This is a genomic window from Campylobacter subantarcticus LMG 24377 (assembly GCF_000816305.1).
Taxonomy (GTDB): Bacteria; Campylobacterota; Campylobacteria; order Campylobacterales; family Campylobacteraceae; genus Campylobacter_D; species Campylobacter_D subantarcticus.
This window is the reverse complement of sequence record NZ_CP007773.1, coordinates 1,040,151-1,058,145: the sequence shown is the minus strand read 5'-3', so window position 1 is coordinate 1,058,145 and position 17,995 is coordinate 1,040,151. Positions and strand designations below refer to the sequence as shown.

Genomic DNA, 17,995 nt, shown 5'->3' with positions numbered 1-17,995 from the left:
CTAAAGTTAATTTTTATCACTCTACTCATTCTCCTTGGCTTTTTTTATGGCATCGTTTAAAAGTTTACAGTATTTTTCCATATAGCTTTTATCTTTTTCACACTCTTTGCTATCCCAGTATATATTGTATTTTTTATCAAGTTGAGCTGAAGTCATTGCTCCTGCATCTTTTAAAAGTTTTTTATTTCTAGATCCTCTTGCATCATCTAAAGGAGTTCTTGGGGTGACAAAATTCACATTAGCTCCTAATTCGATTAAAAGTTTTGTAACCTTATAAGTTTCAGGTTCTTTTACAGCTTCAAATAAAAGGGTTTCATTGTATTCACTCTCTTGAATAAGTCGGGTTTGCATATCCACATTAGCTCCTCCTTTAATAGCTAGTTCTAATAATTCATAATTATTCTGCATAACCCAAAAATGCATAGGAGTCCTACCAGAATATCCTTCATCATGCACTTCAAATTTAGCTCCACGATTGACTAGATATTGTATGATTTGAGAATTTGGGTTTTTAGCATTGAGTATATATGCGTAGATTAGAGCATTTTCATAGATACAAGGATCATCTTCTACTTTTTTCATTAAGATGTATTTTTCATTAGCTTCTTTGATATATTTCATATCTACAAAGCGAAGATTGTATTTAGGATCTTTTAAACTTAAACCATACTCATCAAATAAATAATCTAAAATAGAAAAATCATTATTATTTTCTTCGCAAGCAAATGCAGCTCTTACTATCAAATAATAAGGATCAAATAAAGGGAAGTCTCCATCCTCATCTTTGATATTAAGCTCATAACAAGATATTTTTACAGGATAATCTTTTAAAATATCTTTTACTTTAACTAAGTCATTATCATCTATAGCTTCAAGAACTAGATCTTCTAATTCATCTTTTTGTTTGTAACTCATAGCTTTGATATCTTCTAATGTTTTCATTGTTTTTCCTTTAGTTTTTTTGTATTTGTTTGTTTTTGTTTAATTCTTCTTCTATATTAGCAGGATCATTTAAATTTAATCTTTTTATCATGATTTTATTAGGTGTTGCTCCTTTGATATGGTGTAGATACATTTCTTTAAATATTGTCTTTATGCTTCTGTGAGCATGTCTGTGGTAGATAAAACCACTTCTTGATCCTTTGTGATCTTCATCGCCTTTATTAAATATCTCTAGATTAGTTATATTATCTATTAATTTTGTGTAATGATTGCATAAAAATAAATAATCAAGCTCATATTCTCTAGCAAGTTTTAATTCAAAGCTTATTTGTTCTGTTAAAGCTTGATCTTTGACATTTTTAACCTCTACTAAAGTAGGGTAATCATTTAGCGTTACTAAAAAATCAGGTATGGTGTGATTAAAACCTTTAGTATTAAAATTAGCATCTAGTTTTCTTCTATTAGATAAATACCTAGTTGATCTTTTAGTAAAAAGCATAGAAGCAGCATATTCTCCTGCATCTCCTATATCTTTTGAATTGATGGTTTTATTTTTTTGTTCTTCTTGGTTTGGAGTGGTGCTGTTTGTTGCCATCATATCTAAAGGATCTGCATTTTTAACACTATCTTGCTTACCATTACTAGCTTGTTGAGGGTTTTGAAGTTGATCAATCATGTCTTTATGTTTTTCAGCTTTTTCTTGATTTCTTTGTAAAAATTCAAGCCTACCTAGTAGGCTTAGTTCTTTTGGTGATTTGTTTTTATTATCTTGTAAGTCACTTATTTTCTTCTTTAATTCTTGCTTATCTGTAATAATATCTTTTAAACTTTCATCATCTTTAAGCAAGATTTTAGTCATTTCATCTGCTTTTTTTGCGCAAGCTTCTTGGATAGCTTGTGCTTGCTCTTTTTTATCATCTTCTGTAAAATCTCTATTGTCATTTAAGGCTTGTAGGAATTCTTTAGGGCTTTGCAAAGTTAAGTTAGGATTTTTTATTTTAGCTATACTTCTTTGAAAGCTTAAATCTATATTTTTTTCATCTTTTTTCCCTTTTCTAAAATCAGTCACTACAAAGCCCTTATCTTCTAAAGGCACAGGATCAAAGTGTAATGTTTCATTTTTATCTAAAGATACTAATCTTGGTATTAAAATATATTTTTTTTCTTCAAAGCATTTATTAAAAAAATCTGCTTTAACTGTAGCTATACCATCTTTTACTTCAAAGCCATCATATCCTAGCTGTTCATTTAAGCTTTTAATATCATTATCTTTACTTGTATAAACATCATAAAAGATATCATAGTCTTTAAAACTTTCAGTATTTCTTGATAAAGGTTTATCTTTTCTTTCTTTATAGGCATCATTTAGCGTATTAATATTCTTCTTATCAAAATAAGCATTGATTGCATCATTTCCCTTTTTATCATTGCTAAATAATACTTCTTTATCCTTTATTGTTTCATCTTTTGCTTCTTCTCTTGCTTTTATTTGGTTTTGCTCTGAAGTTTTATCAATACCTATAGCTTCTTCCTCTATTTTGTTTTTTAATTCATTTTCTTTTTTAACCATAAAAGAAAATTTATTTTTATTTTGTTCTATCCTTATTATTTCTTTTCCATTTTGTGTTTGCAAATGAAAAGGACTGTAAAAATACAATTTGCAATTTTCTAGTATATAAACCTTTTGAAATTCTTTGATATGAAAATTGACATCGGTAAAGTTAATTTTTATCACTCTACTCATTCTCCTTGGCTTTTTTTATAGCATCGTTTAAAAGTTTAGAGCATTCATCACGATATTTACCCAATAAATCAAAGTCAGTTTTTCCATCAATTTCACAATGAGAAGAATCATATGCTGGTAAATTATATTTTTTTCTGATTTGCTCTGAAGTCATTGCTCCTGCATCTTTTAAAAGTTTTTTATTTCTAGATCCTCTTGCATCATCTAAAGGAGTTCTTGGGGTAGCAAAATTCACATTAGCTCCTAGTTCGATTAAAAGTTTTGTAACCCTATAAGTTTCAGGTTCTTTTACAGCTTCAAATAAAAGGGTTTCATTGTATTCACTCTCTTGAATAAGTCGGGTTTGTATATCCACATTAGCTCCTCCTTTAATAGCTAGTTCTAATAATTCATAATTATTCTGCATAACCCAAAAATGCATAGGAGTCCAACCAAAGCCATCTTTATGCACTTCAAATTTAGCTCCACGATTGACTAGATATTGTATGATTTGAGAATTTGGGTTTTTAGTGCCTAGTATATATGCGTAGATTAGAGCTTTTTGATAAATAATGCTGTTTTCTTCTACTTTTTTCATTAAGATGTATTTTTCATTAGCTTCTTTGATGTATTTCATGTCGGGAAAAGCAAAATTATATTTAGGATCTTTTAAACTTAATCCATACTCATCAAATAAATAATCTAAAATAGAAAAATCATTATTATTTTCTTCGCAAGCAAATGCAGCTCTTACTATCAAATAATAAGGATCAAATAAAGGGAAGTCTCCATCCTCATCTTTGATATTAAGCTCATAACAAGATATTTTTACAGGATAATCTTTTAAAATATCTTTTACCTTGGCTAAATTATTATCATCTATAGCTTCAAGAACTAGATCTTCTAATTCATCTTTTTCTTGATAGTTCATAGCTTTGATATCTTCTAATGTTTTCATTGTTTTTCCTTTAGTTTTTTTGTAATTTTAGTTTTAATTTAAGAAAATTGCTTTTAATCCGCTCTTAAATCACCTCCTTTTACTCTCAAACCTTTATCATCTATAATTACTTGTATTTTTCCTAAATCGTATTTTTGCGATGTTAGGATTATTTATTTGCTAATATGTTCTTTTTATTTAAGTTTTTGGCAAATTTCGTAAGTATAGAAATTTCATATGTATTTAGTAACATTTGAAATATTCCATTTGCTTAGATCTCCATTAAAGTTTTCACAACCTTCAAACATAGAGCTCATATCTGTAACATTACTTACATCCCAAATTTCAATTCCACTAAAATCTCTTCGTTTGCTTTTTTTAAATAGGTTTTTAAAATTTGTAATATTGCTAATATCAATATCACCCAAATAAATATTTTTATCTTTGACTAATTTTACAAGCTCGGCTTTGTTTTTTGGAGTATGTGTAACACCCTTGCTTTTTGCGATCTTAAAAAGTCCATCAAGTGATTTTTTCTTGCTTTTTGCTGCATTTAATCTTGAAAGTATATTAAATAGCTCATATTCATCGCTATTTTTTATGCTTCTGCCTGCATATACTGCCCTATCATCCCAATACTCTTGCTCTAAATCACTAAGATAAGTTTCTAGATTGTCTAGTGTATATTGTGGGATGCTTGCACCCTTATCAAAAAGCTCTAAAATGACTGCTTTTTTAGCTTCCCATTCTGATATATTGGATTTTCTTAAATCGTTTATTGCTTTTAAAAGTTGTGAATCTAAATCTTGCATAAGCCCTCCTTGTATAAAATAAAATTATAACTAAAATTTTCATATCAAATCATAAGGAAAACATTTATACAAAGCTAATTTTGTTTTGCTTAATCATTCTAGCACGATTGATAAGAGCATAAAGGGCTATACTTTCATCATTCAATATTCTTTCAAAAGTTTCACTATATCTATCCCCATCAAACTCAATACTTTTGTATTCTATAAGCTCTGCTTTAGCATTAGTGATAAAAGAAATATATTTATCTCTTTGTTTATCGTGTTTAATACCTGCTCGTATTGGTTTAAGTGCTTCATCATACCAAATCACTTCTAGATTTTCTTCTTTGATGATTTTTAATGCTACTTCTTTTTTGTTTTGCATTGAGTAGTCTTCATTTACGCTAAAATATTTTTGTTTATAATTCATCTGTAACATTTTATCAATAGCTTCTTTTTCACTATCAAAAGAATAGCTAAGTTCAACACCTCCTCTTTCTCCAATATAAACAGCTTCGTATTTATTATTGTTAGGATTGAACCAAATTGTAAAATGATATTCTCCTGCTGTATCATCATAATCACGCCAAGTTACATAAATCAACTTTTCTTCTTTTATAATTAATTCTGCTTGTTCTCTTGTCATTTTTTTTCTTTGTTAGTCTACAAAATCTATATTAAAATACTTACAAGTTAAAGTGATATATTCTAAATCATTATCAAAATATATGCTTATTAGCATCTCTTCTTCTTTTTCAATATAGCTTGTCATATCATCCCAATTATTTCTTATTAAATCGATAAAATTAGCTTTTAGCTTATTAAAATTTTTACAATATGATTTTGAATGTAGTAACTTATAATTATAAAAAATAATTTGCAAATCTTGTATATCCTTTTTCTCTGATTTAAAAAATATTTCTAAAGTTTTTTCATTCATTGCGATAGAGCAAATAAAAAAATCATTTCTTAAATCTATTTTTGTATCTTTAAGATAAAATTCTCTTTTAAATAAACTTCCATGCTTTAAATTCTCAAATTTCATTATTTTGCCTTTTTAAATAATTTTCTATAATATCTAAATCTTTGTGGGATATTGGTTCTACTATACCCTTTGACATTCTATACTTTGTCGGATCTTGAGGGTTTATATGTTTAGCATATTCTATTTTATGAGGTGTATCAATTAGTTTTTTTGATGTCTTCTCATAATGTGGTTTACCATCTAAATCATATCTGATAAGTTTATTTTTTGTTTCTATAGAAACACTATTATATCCTCTGTTTAAAGTATTTTTTATTTCCATGGCTCTTTGTTTGATGTTTAGAATAATCCTACCATCTTCATGAATATAATCAGAGCTTCTAGGTTTTAGAGTATCTTTAGGCCATATTCCATTATGTTTATAAAGATGAACTTCTTTATCACTTACCTTACCTTTTTTATTTTCATTTTCTAAATATAAAAGCATTTTTGCTTTTTCTTTACTTTTTTCTCTTCTCCTTCTTTGTGCTGCTTTTAGCTTACCTCCCATCCCTTCCCATTTTATCTTGTCCCATTTAATCTTAGCAAGAGGATTAGCTTGTATTTTAGTTAGAGCAAATTTAATCTTATTTTTCTTAGGTATAGCTAGTATAGGATAACCTTTATTACTTACTCCTATTAAACCCATTTGTAAAACAGAATGTTTATGATTTACTTTATGATTGGAATAAGTATAAGCAAATACTAAAGCTACTTTAGTACAAGGTCCTCCTGCTATAGGTGGATTTACACATCCACTTATACTAGCTCCTTGTATTTCATTATGAAGCATAATGGGAGTATTATCTGATTTTATCCTTTTAGCATTCTTTGCTTTTAACTTAACCTTACCTCCATGTATGCATAATAAAGTATTATCTTCTAATATAGGATGCATACAAGAAGTATCAGGACTTATATTAATATCTTCTATTCTAGCAAGAGTGATTTTTCTTTTTTTAACCATAGAAAACCTTGTGGGTTTGAAGGTAATCTTAAATTTTTGAAAATTTTTACGAATACACTTTTTTATTGGTGTCTGATAATAACTTAATAAAAATATCATTATCATCCCAAGAGTAACACTCAATCATTGATAATAAACCATTTTCAATATAAATCATAGCTCCACCTATCATAACACCATTTAAACATAGATTTAAAGAATTAGTAAAACCATTGACTTGAATTTTTGGTCTTGTGGGATCAGTTTTTATATTAGCAAAATATCCACACTTATCAGCTTTTCTAGAAACAATATTAGCATGTCTAAAATGATCTAAGAGTAATTTTTGTTCTTTGGAAAAATATTCAATAATTTTTTTCTCTAATTCTTGAATATTAATTAAATGTTCTAGATAGAAACATTGTTCCAATTTTTGATTCTCCATTTTTTATAACCCCTCTTACTTCAATATTAAATCCATTAATGTTTATAATATGCCCTTGTGTAAAATTTTCAGAAACTTTACCGTTTATATAATCTTTTTCTATTTTTTTTACAACCGCCTCATAAGCTTTTTCTTTCGAATTACCAAAAAACCTTAAAAAATCATCTAAATTATGTTCTTTTTTATTAAATATGTGGTTGAGTTTATTTTGAATACTATTAATTTGATTGGCGCTTTCTAATAAATTAAACTTCTCTTTTGTTGTATCTTTTATAATATCTAAATTTTCTTTATTTATATCTTGCTGTCTTTGCTGATTATGTTTTAATTTTTGTATTTGCTTTGCTCTATCATTTTTGTTTTTCTTATTTCTTTTACCTCCCATCCCTTCCCATTTTATCTTGTCCCATTTAATCTTAGCAAGAGGATTAGCTTGTATTTTAGTTAGAGCAAATTTAATCTTATTTTTCTTAGGTATAGCTAGTATAGGATAACCTTTATTACTTACTCCTATTAAACCCATTTGTAAAACAGAATGTTTATGATTTACTTTATGATTGGAATAAGTATAAGCAAATACTAAAGCTACTTTAGTGCAAGGTCCTCCTGCTATAGGTGGATTTACACATCCACTTATACTAGCTCCTTGTATTTCATTATGAAGCATAATGGGAGTATTATCTGATTTTATCCTTTTAGCATTCTTTGCTTTTAACTTAACCTTACCTCCATGTATGCATAATAAAGTATTATCTTCTAATATAGGATGCATACAAGAAGTATCAGGACTTATATTAATATCTTCTATTCTAGCAAGAGTGATTTTTCTTTTTTTAGCCATAAAAAGCCTTGTGGGTTTTTTAACCCACTAAGATTATATTAAATCATAAGGAAAGTATTTATACTGTTTAAATTCTTCTTTATCCAAATTCATTAGTTTTACAATTGTAGCACCTTCAAGATCCCAGGTATCTAAAGGATCCCTTAACCTTGTATGTTTTTTCATATATTTATGTAAAAACTCAATATCTTGTGTGGCTATAAAATCTTTAATCAGTTCATGTTCTTTGCAAACACATTTGCGTTCTAAATTTAAATTCTTACCCTTAGATCCTATAAAATGTAAAAACCAATCTCTATTGAGTATGTCCCTTCTTTTTCTCTCATCTTCTTCTATTAATTTTAACAAACAAGTAGTATCCATATCTAATAATACTCTAACGCAAAGCTCAATAGCATTTGCACCATAACTACCACACCGAAATCCTGTTTCTAAACGATTTTTTTCTTTTTCTAGTATGTATGCTTCTAAATCTTTTTTAACTATGTTTATATCATCACCGCGAGAGTATTTATCTAAAGCAATACATTTTTTTCCATCTTCTATACAAAAAATACAAGTTTGTCTATCTCCAAAAGGAAGTTCTAAAAATATTTTTTCATCTCTTTTAACTTCTTCTTCCCATTCTAGTATACGTTCAGTAAAATACGCTTCATCTTTCTTAGTATTTCTTACCATTTTTTATCCTTTAGGTTTTTTAATTTTATTTGCATCTTTATCTAAATAATGAATGGTTTCTTTGCCTCCTTCATCAACATGAAATAAATCTTTTCTGATTTCATTGCTATTTTTTTTAAGAAGTTCTTTTATCTTTTCTCTATGTTCTTCATCTGCAATACTAAGTCTATTTTTATCCTTTTCTAATATCCAATCATCACTCATTTGCTTGTATTTTTGATTTCTATTTAACTTGCTTGTTCCAAACTTAGCTTCTGCGATGATATATTTTGGATTTTTATTGGGGTTATAATAAATTCCATCAATTCCTTGATGAATTCTATCATCAAGTTCTTGAACTTTGTTTAAGCTAATTCTTTTATAGCCTTGATTTAAATAATGCAAATGCATTTTAACTTCGCCATAATTTCCTTTTTGTTTATTGCTTAATTTATCAATGCCATTTAATTTTTGTATCTTTTTTTCCATATTTGCTAAAACTTTTTTAGCTTCTTTTTGTTGTGCTTGAACTTCTTTTAAAAATGCTTGTTGTTTATTTACTTGTTTCCTTCTTTGTGCTGCTTTTAGCTTACCTCCCATCCCTTCCCATTTTATCTTGTCCCATTTAATCTTAGCAAGAGGATTAGCTTGTATTTTAGTTAGAGCAAATTTAATCTTATTTTTCTTAGGTATAGCTAGTATAGGATAACCTTTATTACTTACTCCTATTAAACCCATTTGTAAAACAGAATGTTTATGATTTACTTTATGATTGGAATAAGTATAAGCCAATACTAAAGCTACTTTAGTGCAAGGTCCTCCTGCTATAGGTGGATTTACACATCCACTTATACTAGCTCCTTGTATTTCATTATGAAGCATAATGGGAGTATTATCTGATTTTATCCTTTTAGCATTCTTTGCTTTTAACTTAACCTTACCTCCATGTATGCATAATAAAGTATTATCTTCTAATATAGGATGCATACAAGAAGTATCAGGACTTATATTAATATCTTCTATTCTAGCAAGAGTGATTTTTCTTTTTTTAACCATAGAAAACCTTGTGGGTTTGAAGTATGCTTTTTAATTGCTCATCTTTAGCATAAAGAAGTTTTTCTTCTAAAGAACAATCAAAATTTAAAGGAAAAGGTTTTAGAGTATCCTTGCTTAGAAATTTTTGCCAAAGTATAGAGTTTTCTTCTAGTGAGAAATTCCAAAAATCTTCTTTGTTGTTGTAAACATAGTCTTTATAGTCTATAAAATTTACAAAGTTGATATTTACATTTTTTTGCTTAGAAAGCATACCTTGTATGCTTTCTTCTGCTGTATTTTTTGGAATTTTATTATAGTTTTTAAGATAATGCTTTATTCTATTGTTATTTAAGTCTTGATTTTCAAGTTCATTTAAAAGTTCTTTAGAATAATAATTTAAAAAATAATTATTTGCATATTCTTCAATATACTCTTTAAAACTTCTTTTATAAATTAACTCATCATAACTAATAGGGTAAGATTTTAAAGTATTATTTTTAGAATTTAATATATAATCATACCCTATAAAAAAATAAGAAAAATCCATAAAGGCATAATCAGCACTTATGCCTTTACAAAGACTTAAAAAAATATTTTCAAGTTCTAAGATGATTTTTTCATCTTTGCTTAAATTTAACTCTTTTTGAAGTTGTTCTTGGGTTTTTGGGGTAAAACCATAATTAAGCCTATCTTCATAATTTTTTATTAGATAATTTAAATTTTCATCATTAAGATTAAAAGTAAGGCATAATGAAGAATTAAAATAAACATCGTATTTATTAAAATAGGGTGCTAGATTATCTTTTTCTATAAAAGTATTGATTTGGCTTTGAGAAAAATTTTCTCCTTTTTCATCCCAAAAAGGAAAATTAGGAGAGAGGTTTTTAAGAGTTCCTATTTCACTTAAATCATCTTTTTGATAGTATCGGTGTAAAATATACTTGCTTTTATCTTGACATAAGCGATTATAAATTTGAGTATAATTTGAAGGTAAAAAATTTAACCATTCATCATCACCATGTAAATTTATACCTTCAAATTGATCAACACTAAAATAAGCTTTAAGTTCTTGTATAGCTTTTAAGGTGTTTTCTAAATGTTTATTATAGAAATTATTTTCATTAGCTTTTTTAAAGCTAAGCCATTCTTGTAAATTAAGGCGATTGCCTTTTAAACTCCAAGCGTTAAGGTATTTTTCATCACTAAAAGTTTTTTTAGATAAAAGATGAAAGCTAACTTGATTGGCACTTAATGTTTGTTTCATTTAAAAGTTTTCAAGGCATCAATAAAATCTTTTATATCTTTTACCTGATCTTCTACCCAATCCTCCACTGTATAATCCTCATCACATTCGCTATCTTCACTGTAATAATCTCCTCCTTCAAAATCAGCAGGATTATCATAAAGTTCCATTTCTATATGTTCTAATTCAAATTCCAAATCATTTATAAAATTTCGAAGAATCGTCCCATTAAAATTCTTTTTATCATAGTCTAAAATAGTGATTAGATTAGACGGTAAAACAACCTTATCTTTTTCATCAAATTTTAAGTTGTTGTTTTCTACTAAATTTTTATATTCATAACTTAAGATGTTACTTATGAAAGTTCTTCGTTTGTGTTTTTTTAAACCATCTAAGGCATCTTTTACATAATTATCATTTTCAAGATAGTAATTAAACACTTCTTGTATATCTTCATCTAATAAAATTTTATTTTTCATAATCTCTCCTTATAATTTATTTTAGCTAAAGTTAATTTTTATCACTCTACTCATTCTCCTTGGCTTTTTTTATGGCATCGTTTAAAAGTTTACAGTATTTTTCCATATAGCTTTTATCTTTTTCACACTCTTTGCTATCCCAGTATATATTGTATTTTTTATCAAGTTGAGCTGAAGTCATTGCTCCTGCATCTTTTAAAAGTTTTTTATTTCTAGATCCTCTTGCATCATCTAAAGGAGTTCTTGGGGTGACAAAATTCACATTAGCTCCTAATTCGATTAAAAGTTTTGTAACCTTATAAGTTTCAGGTTCTTTTACAGCTTCAAATAAAAGGGTTTCATTGTATTCACTCTCTTGAATAAGTCGGGTTTGTATATCCACATTAGCTCCTCCTTTAATAGCTAGTTCTAATAATTCATAATTATTCTGCATAACCCAAAAATGCATAGGAGTCCAACCAAAGTCATCTTTATGCACTTCAAATTTAGCTCCACGATTGACTAGATATTGTATGATTTGAGAATTTGGGTTTTTAGCATTGAGTATATATGCGTAGATTAGAGCGTTTTGATAAATAATGCTGTTTTCTTCTACTTTTTTCATTAAGATGTATTTTTCATTAGCTTCTTTGATGTATTTCATATCTACAAAGCGAAGATTGTATTTAGGATCTTTTAAACTTAATCCATACTCATCAAATAAATAATCTAAAATAGAAAAATCATTATCATAATTTCCACAAGTAAATGCAGCTCTTACTATAGTTGTGCAAGGATCAAACAAAGACAAATCATCCTTGCTGTTTTGTTTTTTAAAATGTGCCTCATAAAAGCTTTCTTTTATGGGATAATCTTTTAAAAGATTTTTAACATTTTCCAAGTCATTATTACTAATAAAATCAAATAATTGTTTTTGAATTTGCATTTTTTCTTCAAAACTCATAGCTTTGATATCTTCTAATGTTTTCATTGTTTTTCCTTTAGTTTTTTTGTATTTGTTTGTTTTTGTTTAATTCTTCTTCTATATTAGCAGGATCATTTAAATTTAATCTTTTTATCATGATTTTATTAGGTGTTGCTCCTTTGATATGGTGTAGATACATTTCTTTAAATATTGTCTTTATGCTTCTGTGAGCATGTCTGTGGTAGATAAAACCACTTCTTGATCCTTTGTGATCTTCATCGCCTTTATTAAATATCTCTAGATTAGTTATATTATCTATTAATTTTGTGTAATGATTGCATAAAAATAAATAATCAAGCTCATATTCTCTAGCAAGTTTTAATTCAAAGCTTATTTGTTCTGTTAAAGCTTGATCTTTGACATTTTTAACCTCTACTAAAGTAGGGTAATCATTTAGCGTTACTAAAAAATCAGGTATGGTGTGATTAAAACCTTTAGTATTAAAATTAGCATCTAGTTTTCTTCTATTAGATAAATACCTAGTTGATCTTTTAGTAAAAAGCATAGAAGCAGCATATTCTCCTGCATCTCCTATATCTTTTGAATTGATGGTTTTATTTTTTTGTTCTTCTTGGTTTGGAGTGGTGGTTTGTTTTTGCTTGTTTTTATTTGTTTTAGATGGTTTTTTCTTTTTCTTGCTATCATTAGTATCATCTTTTTTATCATCACTAGCTTGTTGAGGGTTTTGAAGTTGATCAATCATGTCTTTATGTTCTTTAACTTTTTCTTGATTTCTTTGTAAAAATTCAAGCCTACCTAGTAGGCTTAGTTCTTTAGGTGATTTGTTTTTATTATCTCGCAATCTACCAATTCTTTCCTCTAATTTTTCTTCATCTGTAATAATATCTTTTAAACTTTCATCATCTTTAAGCAAGATTTTAGTCATTTCATCTGCTTTTTTTGCGCAAGCTTCTTGGATAGCTTGTGCTTGCTCTTTTTTATCATCTTCTGTAAAATCTCTATTGTCATTTAAGGCTTGTAGGAATTCTTTAGGGCTTTGCAAAGTTAAGTTAGGATTTTTTATTTTAGCTATACTTCTTTGAAAGCTTAAATCTATATTTTTTTCATCTTTTTTCCCTTTTCTAAAATCAGTCACTACAAAGCCCTTATCTTCTAAAGGCACAGGATCAAAGTGTAATGTTTCATTTTTATCTAAAGATACTAATCTTGGTATTAAAATATATTTTTTTTCTTCAAAGCATTTATTAAAAAAATCTGCTTTAACTGTAGCTATACCATCTTTTACTTCAAAGCCATCATATCCTAGCTGTTCATTTAAGCTTTTAATATCATTATCTTTACTTGTATAAACATCATAAAAGATATCATAGTCTTTAAAACTTTCAGTATTTCTTGATAAAGGTTTATCTTTTCTTTCTTTATAGGCATCATTTAGCGTATTAATATTCTTCTTATCAAAATAAGCATTGATTGCATCATTTCCCTTTTTATCATTGCTAAATAATACTTCTTTATCCTTTATTGTTTCATCTTTTGCTTCTTCTCTTGCTTTTATTTGGTTTTGCTCTGAAGTTTTATCAATACCTATAGCTTCTTCCTCTATTTTGTTTTTTAATTCATTTTCTTTTTTAACCATAAAAGAAAATTTATTTTTATTTTGTTCTATCCTTATTATTTCTTTTCCATTTTGTGTTTGCAAATGAAAAGGACTGTAAAAATACAATTTGCAATTTTCTAGTATATAAACCTTTTGAAATTCTTTGATATGAAAATTGACATCGGTAAAGTTAATTTTTATCACTCTACTCATTCTCCTTGGCTTTTTTTATAGCATCGTTTAAAAGTTTACAGTATTTTTCCATATAGCTTTTATCTTTTTCACACTCTTTGCTATCCCAGTATATATTGTATTTTTTATCAAGTTGTTCTGAAGTCATTGCTCCTGCATCTTTTAAAAGCTTTTTATTTCTAGATCCTCTTGCAATATCTAAAGGGGTGGTCGGGGTGACAAAATTCACATTAGCTCCTAGTTCGATTAAAAGCTTTGTAACCCTATAAGTTTCAGGTTCTTTTACAGCTTCAAATAAAAGGGTTTCATTGTATTCACTTTCTTGAATAAGTCGGGTTTGTATATCTACATTAGCTCCTCCTTTAATAGCTAGTTCTAATAATTCATAATTATTGCGTCTAGCCCAAAAATGCATAGGAGTCCAACCAAAGTCATCTTCATGCACTTCAAATTTAGCTCCACGATTGACTAGATATTGTATGATTTGAGAATTTGGGTTTTTAGCATTGAGTATATAATAATAGATTAGGGCATTTTTGTAAATGTTAGGCTTATCTTCCATATATCTTATTACAACATATTTTTCATTAGCTTCTTTGATGTATTTCATATCTGTAAAGCAAAAATTATATTTAGGATCTTTTAAACTTAATCCATACTCATCAAATAAATAATCTAAAATAGAAAAATCATTATTATTTTCTTCGCAAGCAAATGCAGCTCTCATTATCAAATAATAAGGATCAAATAAAGGGAAGTCTCCATCCTCATCTTTGATATTAAGCTCATAACAAGATATTTTTACAGGATAATCTTTTAAAATATCTTTTACCTTGGCTAAATTATTATCATCTATAGCTTCAAGAACTAGATCTTCTAATTCATCTTTTTCTTGATAGTTCATAGCTTTGATATCTTCTAATGTTTTCATTGTTTTTCCTTTAGTTTTTTGTAATTTTAGTTTTAATTTAAGAAAATTGCTTTTAATCCGCTCTTAAATCACCTCCTTTTACTCTCAAACCTTTATCATCTATAATTACTTGTATTTTTCCTACTTGTAGTATGATTTTATCTTTTGTTTGTGTGATGGTGGTATTTTCACCTACTTGAGAGATGATTTGTTTTTGTGCTATTAAAGTGCTTTCTTTATTGGCTAAAGTGTTTATTTCATCGGCCGTAAAAGAGCAATTATTTTTAGCTTTAAAACTAATGGAATCATCAGCTTCAGCTTTGAAATACTCATTTGTTTCTATGCTTAGATCTTTTTTGGAGTGAAATTTTATACTTTGATTGGTTTGAAGCACGTAAGAACCTTTTATGGTTTCATTTTTATTATGTTCTATTCTTTGGATAAAATCATTTTTGATATCTTGCTCTAGATTATTGTTGATGATTACTCTTTTATCATTTCCTATTTTTTCTTCATGATTTTGTCCGATATTGACTTCATTACTAATTCCTACATTTAAAGTATTACTTAAACCCACATTAGTATCTTTAGAAAGCAAGGTATTTTCTAGATACTGCGCACCTACATTGACATTTTTAAAACCTATGATATTTTGCATATGCCCTAAGGTAATGAATTCAGTATATAAAGCGCCAACTTCTGAAGTTTTGTTATTTTTTATAGTTTGCTCATAGTTGTTGCCTATTTCTTCCTTGTAATCTTTTTGTGCTAGAATGTAAAATTCTTCCTTGTCTATATCATTTTTTAAAGTGATTTCGTTTCTTGCCTTTGCATCGGCGTTATTTTTTCCTATAGTGGAATTAGATATAGTTAAATAATGTTCATTTTTATAATTTAGATTATAATCTGTATTTTCTTGTAATTTAAGCTCATCTAAGCCTTTGTTATACATAGGTATAGCACTTAGATAATTTAGTGTTTGTTCGGCGATTTCTCTTTTGTATCTTGGGTAGTTGTATTGTGGCATAGAGTTCACCCCATTATACAAACTCCCACTGATAAAAGGTTTGTCTATATCATCATCTAAAAATGAAATAATAACTTCATCTCCTATTCTTGGTGTATGATAAAAACCTGAATGATTGCTTGCTACATTACTAGCTACTCTTAAGAATGGACTATGATGATACATGTTTGCTTTATTATCTAATTCTTCTTGATTAGCATAAAGATTAATCCTTACTTTTACTCTTCCATATTCATCTGTATATATGGTGTTTCTTTGATTTTCTATATTAGAATCTTCTCCTATTACTATACCTATGGTATTAATTGGAGGTTTTGGTTTGGATTTAAAACTAGGTGTAAAGGTTAAAAAAGATGGAAGTAGGGTTAGGTTGTTTGTATAAGATTTACTTAGATTTAAGTCCTTGATATTTAAATTATCATTGGTGTTGATAGTATTGGCTAAAATAGCATCATCAATTAAAATTTGTTCTTTGGCTATGATGGTATATTCTTGAGTATTTTCTTTTTGAATATTAATTTTAATACTTTCATTTAAACTAAGATGATAAATATTGCTTTTTGCTTTTAGTATATTATTAAGCATAGTATTTCTTTTTTCTTTTAGGGCAGGGGATTGTTTTAAATTGATATCTTGCGTAAAAGAATACTCGCTTTCATAATAATGCTCATTATAGTGTGTATTAGCGTTTTGTTCTTTAGTGCTTAAGGAATATAAACTTAAAGGTTGTTTGGAGTTATTACTAGAGTGAGTAAAAGCATTGGTCTGTATTTGTTTTTCTTTATTGAGTGCATAAATACAAGCTTCATTAAGATGGTTGTTGATGTTAGGGTTAAATGTTATATTTTTAATTTTACCCTTATGAGTGTAAAAATCATAAAAATAGATATTATCTTTATCTTCATAAAAATAAATGCCATGATGGTGTGCTAATCTTGTGATAAATTCTAAATCACTTTCATTGTATTGAGAAATCAATTCTTTAGTCTCATATGTATGATGAATATTAGAAAAATCAATGTTTTTATTTAGCTTGGTGTTATAATAAGCTAGAGTTTGCTTGATTGCTTCTATTATATTTGTATGTGTATAAATACGATTTGCTTTATTAAAATCAAGTCTTATTAAAGGAGAATGCAAGTTAAACTTAAAAAAATGTTTATGGTTTAATTGTTTAAAATTTTCTTTTGCGATATTATTTGCACTGTTTTGATTAATGCCTAAGTATTCAACATAAGATATTACTCCCTTATAAATCATATCAATATTAGTTGAAAAATCTAATTTTTTGTTTTCATAAGGATTTTTAATTATAAGCGAAGCTTCTTTATCAATAAGCATACTAGGATCAAATTCATTATTACTACTAAAAATATCATCATGGATATTTTCATAAAAACCTTCACATTCACATAAGAAGATCTGATCTAAGCTTTCTTTTATAATGGCTTTTGTGATTTTAAAATCAAGTTTGTTAATTTTTAAGTTAAGATAAGAGTTGTTTGTACTCATTAAAAAACCTTTGTTTTTTGGTATAGGAGTTTATTGGGGTGTTTTTAATGAAAGTGATAAAAGTTTATAAATTATCTAAAAAGCCCATTATTTAAAACAATAGGCTTTTAAAGAAATTAAGAGTTTGCTTCTCTCCAATCATCACTTCCGCTTGTCCCAGCTGCTGTGTGTTCCCAAATAACTTTTCTGTAATTTAAAGATACTTTAAAAAGCTCCGTTTTGTCATGGTTGCTTGCTTCTTGTGCATTTGGCATTATTAAAGTAATATCTGTAATGATAGCATCTTCTAATTTAGTTGTAAAAAAATGCTCTTGCCCTCCGCTTGTTGATGTTCTAAACCAATGCACTTCAACACTTGGAAGTCTTTCACCTTTTGTTAGTGCGTTGTAAAGCAATGGAACGGCTTTATTTAGAGAGCAAGTGAAGGTAAAAGGTTTATGAACTCTTTGTCCTGATGGTTGTCCACTTTGTTGATCAACTGGAACTGTTACGATATGAGAAATTTCTTGAGCCATAATCTCATCTTCGTGTCCAGCTTGATAACGATTTCCTATACTTGCTTCTGTAGAAGCACCACTTGAAATAAGTCCTTGAGTTGATCCTTCGATCTTGATGTATGCTGGTTGTGCCATGTTTTTCCTTTTTAAATAAGATTAACTTTGTGTTTGTATCAAAAGTTTTTTATATTTTAATACAAAATAAGTAAAAATAATATAAAATTAATAAATAGAAATAAATTTATTTAAATTTAAAGTTACAATTATTTGTT

18 protein-coding genes are annotated in these 17,995 nt (G+C 27.5%); all 18 read right to left on the bottom strand.

Annotation, left to right across the window (positions count from 1 at the left end):
* Positions 1–21 precede the first annotated feature (21 nt).
* Complete coding sequence (locus tag CSUB8523_RS05520; RefSeq protein ID WP_082019373.1) at positions 22–942, bottom strand: ankyrin repeat domain-containing protein; 921 nt, start codon at positions 940–942, stop codon at positions 22–24.
* 10 nt (positions 943–952) lie between these two features.
* A complete protein-coding gene (locus CSUB8523_RS05515) occupies positions 953–2,686 on the bottom strand; it encodes a putative toxin (RefSeq protein WP_043019871.1) in 1,734 nt (577 codons plus the stop codon).
* Positions 2,679–3,623, bottom strand: a complete 945-nt coding sequence (locus CSUB8523_RS05510) for an ankyrin repeat domain-containing protein (protein WP_082019372.1) — start codon at positions 3,621–3,623, stop codon at positions 2,679–2,681. Before CSUB8523_RS05510 ends, CSUB8523_RS05515 begins: the two co-directional genes overlap by 8 nt.
* 212 nt (positions 3,624–3,835) lie before the next feature.
* A complete protein-coding gene (locus tag CSUB8523_RS09545) occupies positions 3,836–4,414 on the bottom strand; it encodes a DUF285 domain-containing protein (RefSeq protein ID WP_052243677.1) in 579 nt (192 codons plus the stop codon).
* Positions 4,415–4,478: 64 nt separating this feature from the next.
* Positions 4,479–5,039: a hypothetical protein gene (locus CSUB8523_RS05500; protein ID WP_043019870.1), complete on the bottom strand. Its 561-nt coding sequence runs from the start codon at positions 5,037–5,039 to the stop codon at positions 4,479–4,481.
* Between the two features lie 12 nt (positions 5,040–5,051).
* The gene (locus CSUB8523_RS05495; RefSeq protein ID WP_043019869.1) at positions 5,052–5,438 is read right to left on the bottom strand and encodes a hypothetical protein; all 387 of its coding nucleotides are present in this window, start codon (positions 5,436–5,438) and stop codon (positions 5,052–5,054) included.
* Positions 5,428–6,384: a hypothetical protein gene (locus CSUB8523_RS10255; RefSeq protein ID WP_167333031.1), complete on the bottom strand. Its 957-nt coding sequence runs from the start codon at positions 6,382–6,384 to the stop codon at positions 5,428–5,430. Before CSUB8523_RS10255 ends, CSUB8523_RS05495 begins: the two co-directional genes overlap by 11 nt.
* Positions 6,385–6,430: 46 nt before the next feature.
* Positions 6,431–6,808 (bottom strand): hypothetical protein, encoded by a 378-nt coding sequence (locus tag CSUB8523_RS05480; RefSeq protein WP_039663855.1) that lies wholly within the window; start codon positions 6,806–6,808, stop codon positions 6,431–6,433.
* Positions 6,759–7,649 carry a hypothetical protein gene (locus tag CSUB8523_RS10250; RefSeq protein ID WP_167333030.1) on the bottom strand — a complete coding sequence of 297 codons (891 nt, stop codon included), beginning with the start codon at positions 7,647–7,649 and terminating at the stop codon, positions 6,759–6,761. Before CSUB8523_RS10250 ends, CSUB8523_RS05480 begins: the two co-directional genes overlap by 50 nt.
* A 33-nt stretch (positions 7,650–7,682) precedes the next feature.
* Positions 7,683–8,327, bottom strand: a complete 645-nt coding sequence (locus CSUB8523_RS05470) for a PoNe immunity protein domain-containing protein (RefSeq protein ID WP_043019868.1) — start codon at positions 8,325–8,327, stop codon at positions 7,683–7,685.
* A gap of 3 nt (positions 8,328–8,330) precedes the next feature.
* Positions 8,331–9,362: a hypothetical protein gene (locus CSUB8523_RS10245; protein ID WP_069107231.1), complete on the bottom strand. Its 1,032-nt coding sequence runs from the start codon at positions 9,360–9,362 to the stop codon at positions 8,331–8,333.
* On the bottom strand, positions 9,355–10,605 hold the full coding sequence (locus CSUB8523_RS05460; protein ID WP_039663851.1) for a hypothetical protein: 1,251 nt from the start codon (positions 10,603–10,605) through the stop codon (positions 9,355–9,357). Before CSUB8523_RS05460 ends, CSUB8523_RS10245 begins: the two co-directional genes overlap by 8 nt.
* Entirely contained in the window at positions 10,602–11,063 is a 462-nt protein-coding gene (locus tag CSUB8523_RS05455) for a hypothetical protein (protein ID WP_039663849.1), read from the bottom strand. Before CSUB8523_RS05455 ends, CSUB8523_RS05460 begins: the two co-directional genes overlap by 4 nt.
* A 46-nt stretch (positions 11,064–11,109) precedes the next feature.
* Entirely contained in the window at positions 11,110–12,033 is a 924-nt protein-coding gene (locus CSUB8523_RS05450) for an ankyrin repeat domain-containing protein (protein WP_082019371.1), read from the bottom strand.
* A gap of 10 nt (positions 12,034–12,043) precedes the next feature.
* On the bottom strand, positions 12,044–13,798 hold the full coding sequence (locus CSUB8523_RS05445) for a putative toxin (RefSeq protein WP_043019867.1): 1,755 nt from the start codon (positions 13,796–13,798) through the stop codon (positions 12,044–12,046).
* Positions 13,791–14,708, bottom strand: coding sequence for an ankyrin repeat domain-containing protein (locus tag CSUB8523_RS05440; RefSeq protein WP_167333029.1), 918 nt, complete (start codon positions 14,706–14,708; stop codon positions 13,791–13,793). Before CSUB8523_RS05440 ends, CSUB8523_RS05445 begins: the two co-directional genes overlap by 8 nt.
* A gap of 52 nt (positions 14,709–14,760) precedes the next feature.
* Positions 14,761–17,226, bottom strand: a complete 2,466-nt coding sequence (locus CSUB8523_RS10435; protein WP_039663844.1) for a type VI secretion system Vgr family protein — start codon at positions 17,224–17,226, stop codon at positions 14,761–14,763.
* Positions 17,227–17,342: 116 nt separating this feature from the next.
* The gene (locus tag CSUB8523_RS05430) at positions 17,343–17,858 is read right to left on the bottom strand and encodes an Hcp family type VI secretion system effector (RefSeq protein WP_039663843.1); all 516 of its coding nucleotides are present in this window, start codon (positions 17,856–17,858) and stop codon (positions 17,343–17,345) included.
* Positions 17,859–17,995 lie beyond the last annotated feature (137 nt).